This is a genomic window from Micrococcus sp. H39-S4, from assembly GCF_027158145.1.
GTDB lineage: Bacteria > Actinomycetota > Actinomycetes > Actinomycetales > Micrococcaceae > Micrococcus > Micrococcus luteus.
Map to the genome: position 1 here is coordinate 262,994 of NZ_JAPVLT010000001.1, position 14,950 is coordinate 277,943.

At 76.1% G+C, this 14,950-nt stretch carries 10 protein-coding genes; 7 read left to right on the forward strand and 3 right to left on the reverse strand.

Going from position 1 to position 14,950, the window contains the following annotated elements; all coding sequences use genetic code 11:
* Nucleotide 1: 1 nt before the first annotated feature.
* The 6 genes from mutM to wecC all read left to right on the forward strand — a co-directional run bounded on the left by mutM (nucleotide 2) and on the right by wecC (nucleotide 7,704).
* Nucleotides 2-919: a bifunctional DNA-formamidopyrimidine glycosylase/DNA-(apurinic or apyrimidinic site) lyase gene (gene mutM, locus O3T09_RS01255; protein ID WP_269295280.1), complete on the forward strand. Its 918-nt coding sequence runs from the start codon at nucleotides 2-4 to the stop codon at nucleotides 917-919.
* Between the two features lie 50 nt (nucleotides 920-969).
* Nucleotides 970-2,115, forward strand: a complete 1,146-nt coding sequence (locus O3T09_RS01260) for an LCP family protein (protein WP_269295281.1) — start codon at nucleotides 970-972, stop codon at nucleotides 2,113-2,115.
* Nucleotides 2,105-3,280, forward strand: a complete 1,176-nt coding sequence (locus O3T09_RS01265; protein WP_269295282.1) for a glycosyltransferase family 4 protein — start codon at nucleotides 2,105-2,107, stop codon at nucleotides 3,278-3,280. Before O3T09_RS01260 ends, O3T09_RS01265 begins: the two co-directional genes overlap by 11 nt.
* A 134-nt stretch (nucleotides 3,281-3,414) precedes the next feature.
* Nucleotides 3,415-4,188 carry a hypothetical protein gene (locus tag O3T09_RS01270; protein WP_269295283.1) on the forward strand — a complete coding sequence of 258 codons (774 nt, stop codon included), beginning with the start codon at nucleotides 3,415-3,417 and terminating at the stop codon, nucleotides 4,186-4,188.
* Nucleotides 4,181-6,403, forward strand: a complete 2,223-nt coding sequence (locus O3T09_RS01275; protein ID WP_269295284.1) for a glycosyltransferase — start codon at nucleotides 4,181-4,183, stop codon at nucleotides 6,401-6,403. The genes O3T09_RS01270 and O3T09_RS01275 overlap by 8 nt, the downstream gene beginning before the upstream one ends.
* A gap of 53 nt (nucleotides 6,404-6,456) precedes the next feature.
* Nucleotides 6,457-7,704 (forward strand): UDP-N-acetyl-D-mannosamine dehydrogenase, encoded by a 1,248-nt coding sequence (gene wecC, locus O3T09_RS01280; RefSeq protein ID WP_269295285.1) that lies wholly within the window; start codon nucleotides 6,457-6,459, stop codon nucleotides 7,702-7,704.
* A 91-nt stretch (nucleotides 7,705-7,795) separates the two neighbouring features.
* Here wecC and O3T09_RS01285 read toward each other — a convergent pair whose 3' ends face one another.
* From O3T09_RS01285 to O3T09_RS01295, 3 genes are read right to left on the reverse strand one after another with little or no spacing between them, the layout of a single operon-like run.
* Complete coding sequence (locus tag O3T09_RS01285) at nucleotides 7,796-9,457, reverse strand: polysaccharide pyruvyl transferase family protein (RefSeq protein ID WP_269295286.1); 1,662 nt, start codon at nucleotides 9,455-9,457, stop codon at nucleotides 7,796-7,798.
* Nucleotides 9,454-11,976 carry a hypothetical protein gene (locus O3T09_RS01290; RefSeq protein ID WP_269295287.1) on the reverse strand — a complete coding sequence of 841 codons (2,523 nt, stop codon included), beginning with the start codon at nucleotides 11,974-11,976 and terminating at the stop codon, nucleotides 9,454-9,456. The genes O3T09_RS01285 and O3T09_RS01290 overlap by 4 nt, the downstream gene beginning before the upstream one ends.
* A 1-nt stretch (nucleotide 11,977) precedes the next feature.
* Nucleotides 11,978-12,922: a hypothetical protein gene (locus O3T09_RS01295; RefSeq protein WP_269295288.1), complete on the reverse strand. Its 945-nt coding sequence runs from the start codon at nucleotides 12,920-12,922 to the stop codon at nucleotides 11,978-11,980.
* Nucleotides 12,923-13,112: 190 nt separating this feature from the next.
* On the opposite strand from O3T09_RS01295, the gene O3T09_RS01300 reads away from it, so the two are divergent.
* A complete protein-coding gene (locus tag O3T09_RS01300) occupies nucleotides 13,113-14,927 on the forward strand; it encodes a glycosyltransferase family 4 protein (protein ID WP_269295289.1) in 1,815 nt (604 codons plus the stop codon).
* Nucleotides 14,928-14,950 lie beyond the last annotated feature (23 nt).

The window sequence follows — 14,950 nt, forward strand, 5'->3', positions numbered from 1 at the left end:
CGTGCCGGAGCTGCCCGAGGCCGAGGTCGTCCGGCGCGGCCTGGCCCGGTGGGCCACGGACGCCGTCGCCGCGGAGCTCGAGGTCCTCGACCCCCGCTCGCTGCGTCGCAGCCCCGGCGGTGCGGACGCCCTCCGGGAGCGGCTGCGCGGCGCCCAGCTGGCCGAGCCGGCTCGCCGCGGCAAGTTCCTCTGGCTGCCCCTGGCCGAGGGCGACGACGCCGTCGTCGTGCACCTGGGGATGAGCGGGCAGATCCTCGTGGACGAACCGGGGGCCGCCGACCAGCGACACCTGCGCCTGCGCCTGCCCGTCACCGCGGCGGACGGCTCCGCCCGCGAGCTGCGGTTCGTGGACCAGCGGATCTTCGGCGGCTGGTGGCTCGACGCGCTGCGGCCCGACGACGCCGCCGGCGGCGAGCGGATCCCCACCACGGCCGCCCACATCGCCCTGGACCCGCTGCACCCGTTGTTCGACCCCGTGGCCGTGCACGCGCGCCTGGCACGGCGCCGCTCCACCCTCAAGCGCGCGCTGCTGGACCAGTCGCTGGTCTCCGGGATCGGCAACATCTACGCGGACGAGGCCCTCTGGGGCGCCCGCCTGCACCCCGAGCGCCCGACCGAGCGCATGCGCCGGGCGGACACGCTGCGCCTCATGGCGGCCGTCCAGGACGTGATGTGCCGGGCCCTGGAGGTGGGCGGCACGAGCTTCGACGCGCTCTACGTCAACGTGGACGGGCGATCGGGCTACTTCGCCCGCTCCTTGGCGGCCTACGGGCGCACCGGGCAGCCGTGTCGCCGCTGCGCCGCCGAGGGGGTCGACTCCCGCATCGTCCGCGAGCCGTTCATGAACCGTGCGAGCCACCTGTGCCCGCGCTGCCAGCCCAGGCCGCGCCGTCGCCGGGCCGCGGCGGCCGACGCCTGACGGGGCGTCCGTAGACTGGGCTGACCCCCGACCTTGAGCAGGAGACACGAGTGAGCCATCCCCCGGCCGCGTCCTGGACGCCCGAGCCCCTGCCGCGTCCCGAGTCCCCGCGCGACGACGCCTCGCCGGTCGCGCGGCGCCGCCGGCGCTGGCCGTGGGTCGTCGGCGTGCTCGCCGTCCTGCTCGCGGCGCTGCTCGGTCTGGGCGCCTGGTACGCGGGCTCGCTCGGGCGCACCTTCGACGACCACCGGCAGACGGTGGACGTGGGGGCGCTCGAGCAGGCGGCCGGCAACGGCCCGTTGAACGTGCTCGTCCTGGGCTCCGACTCCCGCGAGGGCGAGGGCGAGCAGGACATGGGCCAGCGCTCGGACACCATGATGCTCGTGCACATCCCCGCGGACCGACGCCAGGTCTACGTCATGTCCGTGCTGCGGGATTCGTGGGTCACCGTGCCCGGCCACGGTGAGGCGAAGATCAACTCGGCCTTCGACACGGGCGGCTACGCGCTCGCCGTGGACACGGTGGAGCTGCTGCTGGGAGTGCCGATCCACCACGTCCTCGAGGTCGACTTCCAGGGCTTCCGGGGCGTGACGAATGCGCTGGGCGGCGTCGAGGTCTGCAACCCGCAGGCCTTCTCCTCCGGTCAGGCCAACCCCTCGTACTACCCGCGCGGACACATCCTGCTGCAGGACACCGCCGCCCTGCGCTACGTGCGCGAACGGCACGCCTTCGACGACGGTGACGTCACCCGCGTGAAGAACCAGCAGCGCTACCTGGCCGGGGCGATGGACCGCTTCCTCAGCCCGCAGATCCTGGGCAATCCCGCCCGCACCACCGAGGTCGTCGCCACGTTCTCCGACCACCTCGGTGTGGACGAGGGGCTCACGTCGGGCGTGATCGCCTCGCTCGCGTGGCAGCTGCGCGACGTCCGCGGCGAGGACGTCGAGATGTTCACGGTGCCTCGCAAGGGCTTCGCGGAGGGGCCGAACGGCGACGCCATCGTCGAGCTCGACGAGGACAAGCTGGCGGACCTGCGGTCCGCCCTCGCCGACGACGACGTCCAGCGCTACGTCGACGAGCACGAGCCCACGAAGGAGAAGAAGGCCCAGGCCGCCGGCGGGCCCGCCCCCGTGCTGACCCTGCTGACCGGCACCACGCCCGCACCCGCCCTCGGGGAGGACCCCTGTGACGACTGAGCCGCGCCGCCCCCGCCTCCTGCTCGTCTCCCACTCCTACCGGCCCGAGCGCACCCCGCCCGCCCGTCGCTGGGGCGCGGTCGTGGCGGCGCTGCGGTCGGCGGGCTGGGACGTCGACGTCGTCGCGCCCGGGGGCGTGCGCCCCTTCGCCGGGCCCGACGGCGAACGTGTCCTGCCCACGCCTCGCCTGCCCCTGGGGGAGGCCGGCCGCAACGGCCGCTTCGCCGAGGCGGTGGTGCACGCGCTGCTCGCCATCCCGCGTGGGATGGCCACCCGACGCCCGGACGTGGTGGTGGCCACCGTGCCCGCCCTGCCCGTGGTGGTGCCCGGCGTCGTGCTCTCCCGCCTCTGGCGCCGCCCCCTCGTGCTGGAGATGCGTGACGCCTGGCCGGATCTCGCCCACGAGGCCGGGGTGCACCAGGGCCTGCTGGGCGCCGCGATGGAGCGCGTCGTGACCGGCGGTCAGCGCGCGGCCCGACTCGTGGTGACCGTCACGGACGGCTTCGCGGAGACGCTGCGCGGGCGGGGGGTGCGGGTGGTCCGCACCCTGGGCAACGGTGTGGACCTGGCCCGCCTGGCCGTGGCGCCGCGGCGCGAGCGCGCCGCCGGTGAGCTCCACGTGCTGTACCTGGGCAACATGGGCGAGAGCCAGGGGCTCGAGCGCCTCGTGGAGGCCGCGGCCGCCCTGCGCGCGAGCCACCCGGGCGTCCGGGTGCGGATCGTGGGGGAGGGCACCCGGCGGGAGGACCTGGAGGCGCTCGACGCCCGGCTCGGCGGCGCCGCGGAGATCCTCGGTCCCGTGGCGGGGGAGGACGTGGCCGCCCAGTACGCGTGGGCGGACACCCTGGTGGTCGCCCTGCGCGCCGACTGGCCCAGCTTCCGCCACACCGTGCCCTCCAAGACCTACGAGGTGCTCGCGGTGGGCCGGCACGTGACCGGCATGGTCACGGGCGAGGCCGCCCGCACCCTCGAGGACGCCGGCGGTGCCGACGTCGTGGGCCCGCGGACCGAGGACCTCGTGGCCCACCTCGCCGCCCTCGCCGCCGACCCCGCCCGCACGGACGTGGGCACCGGGGCCCGGGCATGGGTGGCCGCGCACGCGGACTTGCGGGCCGTGTCCGCGCGGTACGAGCGCCTGCTGCGGGCGCTCGCCGACACGCGCTGAGTCCTCCGCGCGCCGCCCGACGCCCGGGGTTCTGCCGGCGTCCACGGGGCGAGACCACCGGCGCTGTTACCCTCGAGGTGCCCCCCGGTCCTCCGCGTCCGTCCCCTCGTCCCTTCGGAGAGCAGGTCACCTCCATGCCAGGTCCCAAGATCCAGCGCGGCCTCCGGCGCGCCGCCCGCGCGCTCCCGCCGGACGCACGCGTCCGACTGCGCCGCACCGGCGGCCTCCTGCTGCGTCAGCTCCCCAAGCCCGTCGCCCAGGAGATCCGCGGGGTCTTCGGGGTGCGGTGGGGCGCGGCGGGCAAGAGGGACGCCGAGACCGCCCGCGACGCCCTCGGCCTCGCCGGAGGAGCCGCGGCCAGCACCGCGGCCAAGGGCGTGCCCGGCCGCGGGGCGGCCGCGATCGGCACGGACCCGGACGCGAGCGACCGGCTCGAACGGGCCCTCGGGATCGTGGACACGGGACGGTCCGAGGGCGGGCACCGGACCGTCGTCGGTCTCCTCGCCTCCGACCTGCGCGCCTCCCTCGAGGCCGACGGCTACCGCGTGGTGGCCCTCCAGCCGGGCACCAGCGTGGCCGTGGCCACGCGGGCGGAGACCGTCGTGGTGGACCTCGAGGCGTTCACCGGCCTGTGGGCGGGCGCCCTCACCACATCCGGCGTCGCCCTCCTGCTCGAGCTCATGACCGCCGTGCGCGCCGCCTCCCAACGCGGGGCCACCTGCTGGCTGGTGGTCCGCGGCGACCAGCGCTTCGAGATCGGCGCCCTGCTGCTCCAGCGCCAGTCCACCCTGATGCCCCTCCACCCGGGATCGCGCCGCGCGCCGGTCCACTTCTCCGAGGATCCGGGCGACGCGCCCTACGGGATCGCCGACCTGCTCACCGCCGCCGAGGAGACCGCCCATGCCTGAGATCCCCGCCTCGAACGTGTCCGCCGTGCGTGTCCTGCTCTACGGGGACGTCAACCTCAACGTGATGGATGGCTCGGCCATCTGGCTGCCCTCCCTGGCCGAGACCTTCGCGCTCACGGGTGCCCAGGTGCACGTGCAGCTCAAGGCCCCGGAGACGAGGGACCTGCTGAGCGGACCCCTGCGCCGGCTGCGGGGCGTGACGGTCCACGAGGCGCGCGTGCGTCACGGGGAGGACGGCATGTCCCACACCCGCGCGGCCGAGGCCCTGGAGGCGCTCGACGCCGAGCTGGACTTCGACGTCGTGCTCGTCCGCGGCAGCGAGATGTGCCTCGAGCTCGTCGAGCGGGGCCGCCTCAAGGGGAAGCTGTGGTCTTACATCACCGAGTACGGCTACATCGGCGGCGGGTTCCCGGACGCCCTGATCCGCCGGGTCAGCCGCGTGGCCGAGGGCAGCCGGCTCATGCTGGCCCAGACCGAGCACGCCCGCGCCGTCCTCGAGGCCCTGGTGCCCGCTGCGGCGGGGCGCACCGAGCTGCTCTCCCCGATGGTGCCCGACGACGTGCGGCCCCTCCCGGCCGAGGAGCGCGCCGAGGGCGAGATGCACCTCGTGTACGCGGGCAAGTTCGCCCATGACTGGCGCACCGACCGCATGCCCCAGATCCTCGAGGCGCTCCGCGGACGCGGCCTCGACGCACGCCTGACCATGGTGGGGGACAAGGTGCACCGGGAGCCGAAGCACCCGGGATGGTCCGCCAGGATGCTGGGGCTGCTGGACTCCCCGGCGCCGGGCCTCACCTGGACGGGCGCGCTGAGCCGCGCCGACAGCATGACCGCGATGGCCCGTTCCCACGTCTCCCTGGGGTGGCGCTCACCGGCGCTCGACCTCTCCCTCGAGATCTCCACGAAGGTGCTGGAGAGCTGCGCCCTGGGCGTGCCCCCGCTGGTCAACCGCACCACCATCCACGAGGACCTCCTGGGCAGGGACTACCCCCTCTTCGTGGACGCCCTGGCGGACGGCCCCGAGGAGATCGCCGAGCGGCTGGCCGCCGCCCAGCCGCACCTGGCCGAGCTGTCCGCCCACGTGCTGGCGGCGGCGGAGCCTTACCGCATGACCCGGCGGGCCGAGGCGCTGCGCCGGATCCTCGAGCGGGTGGGCGCCGCGGAGCGACCCCGCGCGTCCGCTCGGCCGTCCGGCCACCGGACCAAGGTCCTGCTGGCCGCCCACGACCTCAAGTTCGCCGGCGAGCTCGTGGACATGCTGCAGGCCGATCCCGACGTGGAGCTGCGCATCGACCAATGGGAGACCCTCCACGAGCACGACGAGTCCGCCTCCCAGCAGCTGCTGGACTGGGCCGACGTCGTGGTGTGCGAGTGGGCCGGGCCGAACGCGGTGTGGTTCTCCCAGCGAGTCCGCCCGGACCAGCGGCTCGTCGTGCGGCTACACATGTTCGAGCTGCGCGGAGGCTGGCTGAAGGACATCGACACCTCCCGTGTCGACGTCCTCGTGGTGGTCTCGGAGATGAACCGCGGCCACGTGCTCGACGCCCTCGACATCGACCCCTCCCGCGTCCGGGTCATCCCGAACGCCGTCTCCTTCGCGGACCTGGCGCGCCCCGGCCGGGAGGGCCGCCGGTTCCGGCTCGGCATGGTGGGGATCGTCCCCCTGCTCAAACGCCCGGACCGAGCCCTGGACCTCCTGGGCCGGCTGCGCGCGGAGGACGACCGCTTCACCCTCCACATCCGCGGCCGCATGCCGTGGGAGTACCCCCATGTGTGGCGCAAGCCGCTGGAGCGCGAGGGGTACCTGGACCTCTTCGCGCGGCTCGGTGCCGGCCCGCTGCGGGACGCCGTGGCCTTCGAGCCCTTCGGGGCGGACATGGGCACCTGGTACACCAAGGTGGGCTGGATGCTCTCGCCGAGCGCGACGGAGAGCTTCCACCTCGCGCCCGTCGAGGGGATGGTCTCCGGTGCCGTGCCCGTGGTCTGGGACCGCGAGGGCGCACGCGACGTCTTCGACGACCGCTGGATCGTCGCGGACGCGCAGGCGGCGGCTCAGCGCATCCTCGACGCGGCGGACGCGGAGGGGGACTGGGCCGCCCTGTCCGACCTGGCCAGGACCGAGGTGGGGCGCTACGACGAGCGCGTCGTGGCGGACCTGTGGAGGGACGCCGTCCTGCCGCCCCGGCCGCGCTCTGAGCGGCCCTCATATACTTGAATCCAAGGCGCTCCGCCATGCCCGGCGTGCCGCCGCACCTAGAAGGGACCCCCGTGACCAGTATCAGCACAGTGGCCGTCATCGGCCTGGGCTACATCGGACTGCCGACGGCTGCCATCCTGGCGGAGAACGGCGTGCGCGTGCACGGCGTGGACGTCTCGGACCGCACGGTGGACGCCGTGAATGCGGGCACGGTGCCCTTCGTGGAGCCGGACCTGGCCGGGTTCGTCGCGCGCGGCGTCGAGAAGGGCCTGCTCAGCGCCTCGACGACGACGCCGGCGGCGGACGCCTACATCGTCGCCGTGCCGACCCCGTTCAAGGACGGGCACTCCCCGGACCTGGGCTACATCGAGGCCGCCGCCCGCGGCCTGGCCCCGCAGCTGACGGGTGACGAGCTCGTCATCCTCGAGTCCACCTCGCCCCCCGGCGCCACCGAGCACATGGCCGAGGTGATCTTCGCCGAGCGTCCTGAGCTGCGCAAGTCCGAGCTGGACTTCGCCCACTGCCCCGAGCGGGTGCTCCCGGGCCGTGTGATGGTCGAGCTCGTGACCAACGACCGGATCGTCGGCGGCTCGACCCGGCGCGCGGCCGAGCGGGCCCGCGACCTCTACCGCACGTTCTGCGAGGGCGAGATCCTGCTGACGGACACCCGCACCGCGGAGATGGCCAAGCTCGTGGAGAACTCCTTCCGCGACGTCAACATCGCCTTCGCCAACGAGCTGTCCGTGATCTGCGCCGAGCAGGGCATCGACGTGTGGGAGCTCATCGAGCTCGCCAACCACCATCCCCGCGTGAACATCCTGCAGCCGGGCCCCGGCGTGGGCGGCCACTGCATCGCCGTGGACCCGTGGTTCATCGTGGACGCCGCCCCGCAGACCGCCCGGCTGATCCGCGCGGCCCGGGAGATCAACGACGGCAAGCCCAAGTGGGTCATCGACCAGGTCAAGGCTGCGGCCTTCGACGTCCAGCAGGCCACCGGCCGCGCTCCGGTCGTCGCAGCCCTCGGCCTGGCCTTCAAGCCGAACATCGACGACCTGCGTGAATCCCCGGCCCTGAACATCGCGGCCGAGCTGGCGGGCCAGTTCTCCGGGTCCGACGTGCTCGTGGTCGAGCCGCACGTGACGGAGCTGCCGGCCGCGCTGCAGGGCAAGGACAACGTGCGCCTGGTCGCGGCCGACGAGGCCCTGGACGCCGCCGACATCGTGGTGCTGCTGGTGGACCACTCCGCCTTCGCCGACCTCGGCGACCGCGTGGCCGACAAGCGCGTGATCGACACCCGCGGCCAGTGGCGCCGCGGGTGACCTACCGCTGACCCGACGCTGACCCCCGGCAAGGCCGACCCCCGGCGGGTCCGCGTCGGGGGTCCGCGTCGGGGGCCAGCGTCGGGGCGCGTCAGCGTCGCGGCGTGTACCGGACCCACGCCGGGTCCGGCAGCGTCACGGGCGCCTGGCGGAGCATCTCCACGAGCCGCTGCGTGTCCCGGCGCGCCGCCGCCTCCCGCTCCGCCACGGCCAGGGCCGCCGTGGCAGGCAGGCGCACGCTGTCGAGGGCGGCCTCCAGCCGCGCGCGGAAGAGCGCCGGATCCACCTCGAGGGGGAGGGCGTCCTCCGCGCGGCCCAGCTCAGCGAAGTGCGCGAGCACCTTGGGATCGTAGGCGAGGCCGACCGCCGTCCCCCGTGTTCGGTGGCGCAGCAGTGCGGCGTGCAGGCGCATCGTCACGGCCGCCCGGGCGCCCCCGAGGGCGCGCAGGACGTCGTCGTCGGGGGCGTCTGCGGCGAGGATCGTGACGGGCACGCCCTCCGCCTCCGCCACGGCGCCCAGCTCGTCGAGCGGAGCGGTGTCCGTGGGCTGCATCGGGATGCCCACGATCCGCAGACCGCGCCCCGCCGCGGCGGCCACTACCTCCCGCAACAGCTCGCGCCGGCGGTCGGCGTCGTCCCCCCAGGGGCGCAGGCTCACGGCGATCCAGCCCTCGTCCTCCGCCCCTGCCGGAGCGCACTCCGGCAGGTCGAGACCGTAGACGACGTCCGGGGCCACGGTCACGGGCGCGGGCCAGTCCGCGGCCAGCGGCTCCAGCAGCGCGCGGGAGGCCTCGTCCCGCACGGACACGGCGTGGCTCACCCGGCCGGTGAGCCGGACGGCCGCCCGGGCTGCGGGATCCTCCAGCGGTCCGACGCCCATCCCGTGCACGATCACCCGGCCTCCGTACCCCGCCACGAGCAGCGGCAGCTGGGCCATGTGCGCGGGGGAGACCCGGGTGCCCCGGAAGGCGCCGGCGAGGCCCCCGGCGGCGGCGATCGAGTAGTCGTGCCAGTGCCCGCCCGGGCCCAGGACCACGGCGGTCGCGCGGGCGGCGTGCTCCTCCGCCGCGGTAAGGTCCGCGCGGGCGAACGCCGGGAGGCCGTGCACCCGCTCGACGGCGGCGGGGTCGTTGGCGGCCACCACCACCTGGACGTCCTCCAGGCCCTCCTCCAGGGTGCGGGCCAGCGTGGCCAGCAGCAGCTCGTCCCCGCGGTTGCCGGCACCGTAGTACCCGGAGACCAGCACGACGCGCGGCGGCGTCCGCCGGCTCCGGGGGGCGGGGAGGGCGTCGAGGGTCTCGGCGATCCGGTCCCCGTACGTCACCGGACCGCCGGGGGGGCGCGTCACGGCGGTGGAGGAGCCCACGAGGTCCAGCAGCCCGTCCACCTCGGCGGCTCGCTCGTCCGTCGCGTCCTCGGGCAGGCGTGCGACGCCCAGCAGGCGTGCGCCGCGGGCGCGGAGGTCGGCGGCGGTGGCGGGGTCGGGCCGCAGTGCCTCGCCCGCGAAGAGCACGAGGTCCGGACGCGCACGGTCCACGAGTCGGTCTAGCGCGCGCAGGTCCACGGGCCGGGTGGGCGCCGGCTCCATGAACGGGGTGGGCACGGCGGTGGGGTGACGCCCGAGGTCCAGGTCCACCACGGTGTGCCCGCCCAGCTGCAGCGCGCGGAGCAGGGCGCGATCGTGCCGCACCCAGCGGTGGTCCCCGCCCCGCACCATCAGGATGCGGCGGGGGTCGGTGGGGTGAGCGGTCATGGGTGGCGCCTCTCCGGCGCGCCGGGACGCACCACGATCAGGGGGGAGTCGAGGGCCGCGGCGGGCGGGGCCGGATCCGTCGAGGCCTCGGCCGCCACGGTGAGCCGGACCTGCCGCGGCAGCGGCTCGGTGGGGTCGGCGGCCAGCGTGAGCACGGCTCCTCCGGGGGCGGTCAGGTCGGCGCGCCGGAGCACGAGGTCGGCGCGGGAGCAGTCCCCGGGGAGCACGGCGCGGACGGTCGCGCCGCCGGAGGTCAGGGTGACTGCACGAACAGCTTCGTCAGGGCCGAGCCGCAGGGCGATCCGCACGGCCCCGCGGGCCGGGTCGACGGCCTCGCCCCATCCGTCGTCGAGGCGCACTTCTGCGCCGGGAGCCACGGTGACCGCACCCTCCGGCCGCAGGACCGCAGCGGAGGCCGGCACGTCGTCGTCGTGGCGCGCCGCGGCATGGCCGAGCGCGGCGGCGCACCAGGCGTCCAGCTGGGCGGCCGCCGCGAACGCCCGGCGCTGGCGGGGCAGGCGGAGCCCCGGGTCCTGGGCGGGATCCGCGGCGTCGGCGTCGCGTCGCGCACGGGCCTCCCCGGCGTCGGCGGCCCGGCGCACCTCGTCCCGGTACCAGCGCGGCAGGGTGGGTGAGCGGTGGCGCCGGGCGACTACGTGTGCGCCGGCGCACAGGGCGTAGGGGGTCAGCGCCGACGGGATGTGGCGTGCTCCCGCCACGGTGGGCTCGAGGAGCACCGTGTCGCGCGAGAGCAGCTCGGCGAGCGCGGCGACGTCGGCCCCGGCCGCGCCCCGGGGCGTGAGGACGTCGGGGGCGCCGACCCCGTCCGGTGCGAGGGCGAGGGGGTCGCCGGCGGATCCGACCACGACCGCCCCGGGCCGCACCGGCATCGTGCGGAGGGCGTCCAGGAAGGCGGACTCGACGAGCCCCTGGCCCATGACCCCGCGGGGGAGGGCCCGCACCAGCACCTCCTGGGCGATGGCGGCCGGGCCGACGCCCACGACCAGGTCGAAGCGCTCCAGGTCCGCCAGGTTCACCGCCTCGCTCCGCAGCACCAGGATGCTCGCCCCGCCGGCCGCGCGCAGTCGGGCGGCCCCGTCCGGATCGGGCCAGGCGCCCTCGCCACAGACCAGTACGGGAGCGGTCCCGCCGTCGATCCCGGCCAGGAGGGCGTCCACGTCGATCCCGTGTGTGTCGGCCCGTCCGGGGCGACGAGGGAGGGCGGTGAGCAGGTCCGCGGCCTCCGCCCCGACACGGACGGACGCCTCGGGCCGCCGATCCCGCAGCTCGCGTGCCAGGACGTCGAGGGCGCTGAAGCGCGGCGGGGCCTGCGCGGCGACGAGGACGAGGGAGGTCGGGCGGCCCACGACCCCGCCTCCGACCGTGGGCGGCACGGGGGTCGGTGCCGGGGTCGACGTCGGCGCTGGAACCGATGTCGACCCCTCGCCGTCGGCCGACGAGGGGCGCGTGCGCCCGTCGAACTGCAGGAACCAGGTGGCCCGCTCCTGGGCGTCGAGCCGGCGCCAGGAGTCGTCCGCCACGAGCGACTCGAAGGCGAGCACGCGGGCGGCCGCGCAGAAGGAGCGGTCGAACCGGGCGGCCATGCGCTCCCCGGCCTCGGCGAGGCCGTCGTCCCGGATGAGGGACTGCACCCAGGCGTCGGCGGCGGCCACGTCCGGCACCACGTGCTGCTCGGGGAGGGAGGCGCACGCGGTGCGAGTGGGGTCCACGGTCACCGTGGGCAGGCCCAGCGCCGCGTACTGGACCACGCGGCTGGGCACCTCGAAGGAGCCGAGCCGGTCGAGGCCGGGGAACCAGGTGTCCGTGCCTCGGTGGTCGGCGAAGACCTGGGGGATGTTCAGCGCCGTGCGCACCCGGGCGGCGGCGGCCGCCACCTCGGCGTCGGTGTCGAGGTAGCCTCCGCCCAGCCCCGCGGGATCGTCGCCGACGGCGCCGTGGATGCGCACCCGGCTCTCCATGGCGGCGAGCTGCTCGTAGCGACGGCGGCGGACCGGGCCGGTGACGTTGCCGAGGAACAGGGCGTCCGCCTCGGCCGGGAGCGCGCCGTGGACGCGCGGGAACGCCGTGTGGTCCGTCCAGAACGGGATGTTGACGCCCGTGGGGCGGCCCGCACGCTCCTCGTGGAAGCGCAGCACGCGGGCGTCGCCGCAGTGCATCACCAGGTCGTAGAGGTCGATGACCGGGCCGTAGGAGTGCTCGAACAGCACCGGATCGTCGGACAGCCACACGGCCAGCTGGGCCCCGGTCCCGCGCAGCAGGCGCAGCACCGGCCAGGGCGCGGTGGCGGGTCGGAAGACGATCACCCAGTCGGGCCGGAAGTCCCGGACGGCGGCCAGGTGGGGCTCCAGGGTGCGGGCCAGGGCGTCGTCCGTGCTGAAGCGGTGTCCGTGGTGGAGTCGGCCCGTGGAGAGGACCTCGTGGCCGGCCGCGCGGAACGCGCGCGCCAGCGACTCCGTAACGTGCGACTCGAGGATCGCGTCGAAGAAGACGACCCGCATGTCAGCCCTTCCCGCCGGGGGCGGAGGTGAACGTCGGCGGCCCGACCGGCACCAGCCGCACGACGTGGGGCCCGAGACGCTGCGGCGCCACGGCGTGGCCGACCCGCTCGGCGAGGGCGCCCGCCTGGCCGTCCAGCAGCACCGCGTGCCGGCCCACGCCCAGGACCGGCACCCCGGGCCGCAGCCAGGCCAGAGCCGCGGTCAGGGCCGCGAGCCGCGCGTCGGGCAGGCCCGCCGCGTCCTCCAGGGAGAACAGGACCCCGCCGACGGTGTGGGGGGTGCCGTGGGCGAGCACGGCCTCCGCCTCGGCGCCGACGAGGACCGGCGTCGTCTCGTCCGCCCCCGCGAGGGCCGCGGCGAGCTCCTCTCTGCGCAGCAGCACGAGGCAGGGACCGGGGCGGCGCAGTCGGGCGAGCTCGTCCCACCCCTGGCGCGCCGGCGCCGGGGCGCCGACCCGCCGGCGGAGGTCTGCGAGGTCCGTGGCCGCGGCGTCCAGGGAGGCGGAGGCGGTCTCGGCGCGTGCCCGCAGGCCGGCGACCTCGGACAGGAGGGCCTCGGCCTGGCGCGCGCCCCGTGCGTCAACGGCCGCGACCTCCGTGCCGACGGTGCGCACCCCGGTGCGCAGGGTCGCGACCTCGTCCCTCAGTGCCGAGAGGTCTCCGCGCAGGGCGGCGACGTCGTCGCCCAGCGACTCCAGCCGGCTCGCCTGGTCCCGGGCGGAGTCCTGGTGCCGACGCGCCGTGCGCGCCTGGGCGGTGGACGCGGTGGCGAGCGTGCGGGTGAGGGCGCGGGCGCTGAGCACGAGGTACCCGCCGACGAGGGCCGCGCCGAGACCGGCCGCGACGCGGGCGGCCACTCCCCACCGGAGGGCGGCGCACACGCCGGCCAGGAGGAGCAGGCCCAGGCCGACCAGGGCCAGGCGCCCGCTGAGGGGGAGCAGTCGCACGCGAGGTTCGCCTTTCGGAGGACGGCAGGCCGGTGCGCCGGCTGCGGCGCCCGGACGTGCCGCGCGTCACGCGGCGGCACCGGGGCTCACCCTAGCAACCCGTCCGGCGCGCCCGACGTGGCTAGAGTGGGCGGCGCACCGGACGCGTTCCGTGTGCACCGGCGTCCGGGCCAGACACACGGGAGGGTCAGTGGATCAGCGGAGCATCTCCGGTCTCCTGGGACGAGTGCGGGAGGTCCCGTGGGCGCGCCACGCCGCGCTGACCGCCCAGATCGTCGCCGAGCACGTGGTGGACGATCCGCTGCGGCTGCTCCTGCAGGGCTCCCGTCGGCTGCCCGCCGCGTGGCGGGGCCCCCTCGGCACGCTCGTCGCCACCGCCGGTCGAGGTCCGGGGCTCGGCTCCGTGGCCGCCGCCGTGGGACTGGAGATGCAGGGCCGCACCGCCGAGGCCCGCGCCCGGGTCGCCGGTGATGAGCGCGCCGGAGCGGCCGGCGATGCCCGGCCCGCCGCCGTCGCCCGCGCGGACGCCGCCCTGCTGCTGGGCGACGCCGCCCTCGCCGCCGGACTGCTGGAGGCCGTCCCGGAGGATGGCCGCGGCACCGCGTGGCACGCCGCCGCCGCCCGTCTGGCGCTGCACCGCGGAGACCTCGACGCCGCGGTCACCGCCTCGGACCGGCGCGGACTCGGCGACCTGCACCGGCGCATGGCGGGGGAGGCGGCCGCGTTCGCGGGACACCGCCCGCGCGTGCCCCGCCACGCGCCCTACACCCCCCTGCCGGGGCGCGTCCTCCACGTGCTCACCAACTCGCTGCCCCACACCGGGTCCGGCTACGCGCAGCGCAGCCACTCGACGCTGCGCGCGCTCGCGGACGCCGGGATCCATGTGGAGGCCGTCACCAGGCCGGGCTGGCCGGCCCAGGTGGGCGTCCCGTGGGCGGCACGCGAGGACGTGGTGGACGGTGTCCGCTACCGCCGCCTCACCCCGTGGCGCCTGGCCCAGGGCACCGCGGCCCGGATCGACCAGCACGCGTGCCTCCTCGCGGCGGAGGTCGAGCGCTTCCGGCCGCAGGCGCTGCACACCACCACTCACTTCGTGAACGCCGTGGCGGTGCGGTCCGTGGCCGAGGCCTACGGCATCCCGTGGGTCTACGAGGTCCGGGGCCAGCTCGCGGACACGTGGGCGTCCCAGCGCGACGACGCCGCCCTCACCTCCCAGCGCTACCGCGAGTTCGTGGCGCGGGAGGAGGAGGCGGCACGGTCCGCGGACGCCGTCGTGACCCTGGGGGAGACCATGGCCGCCCGCCTGCGCGCCCAGGGCGTGGCCGCGGAGGACATCACGGTGTGCCCCAACGCGATCGGCGAGGCGTTCCTGGCCGAGCCGCCCACCCGTGCCGAGGCCCGCCGCCGTCTGGGGCTGGCCGAGGACCACGTGTACATCGGCACCGTGTCCTCCCTGGTGGGATACGAGGGCCTCGACACCCTCCTGCGCGCCGCGGCCCTCCTGATGCCGGGCCACCCCGACCTGCGGGTGTCCATCGCCGGTGACGGGGCCAGCCTTCCGGCCCTCCGCAGCCTCGCCTCCGACCTCGGGATCGCGGACCGCGTGCGCTTCCCCGGCCGCGTCGCCCGGTCCGAGGCGCTCTGGGAGCAGGTCAGCCTGGACGTATTCACCGTGCCCCGCCGCGACCTCCCGGTCACCCGCGCGGTGACGCCCATGAAGTCGGTGGAGGCGTCCGCCGTGGGCACGCCCGTGGTGGCCTCGGACCTCCCCGCGCTCGCCGAGCTCGTGCAGGACGGCGTCACCGGAGCGCTCGTGCCGGCGGAGGACCCGGCGGCGTGGGCGCGCCGCCTCGGGGACCTCATCGCGGAGCCCGGACGGCGGGAGGCGCTCGGATCCGCCGGACGCGCCTGGGCCGTGGGCACCCGCACCTGGGCGGCGAATGCACGGCGGTATCGTGACCTCTATGAACGGCTCGGCGTGGAGGTCCCTCCCGGGCGAGACTGATGCCGCCCCGCCCCCAGTGCCGG

What these genes read in the sequence shown, in the direction of transcription:
- O3T09_RS01290 (WP_269295287.1), bottom strand. Translation starts at nt 11,976, where the DNA reads ATGCGGGTCGTCTTCTTCGACGCGATCCTCGAGTCGCACGTTACGGAG.
- O3T09_RS01270 (WP_269295283.1), top strand. Translation starts at nt 3,415, where the DNA reads ATGCCAGGTCCCAAGATCCAGCGCGGCCTCCGGCGCGCCGCCCGCGCG.
- O3T09_RS01275 (WP_269295284.1), top strand. Translation starts at nt 4,181, where the DNA reads ATGCCTGAGATCCCCGCCTCGAACGTGTCCGCCGTGCGTGTCCTGCTC.
- O3T09_RS01285 (WP_269295286.1), bottom strand. Translation starts at nt 9,457, where the DNA reads ATGACCGCTCACCCCACCGACCCCCGCCGCATCCTGATGGTGCGGGGC.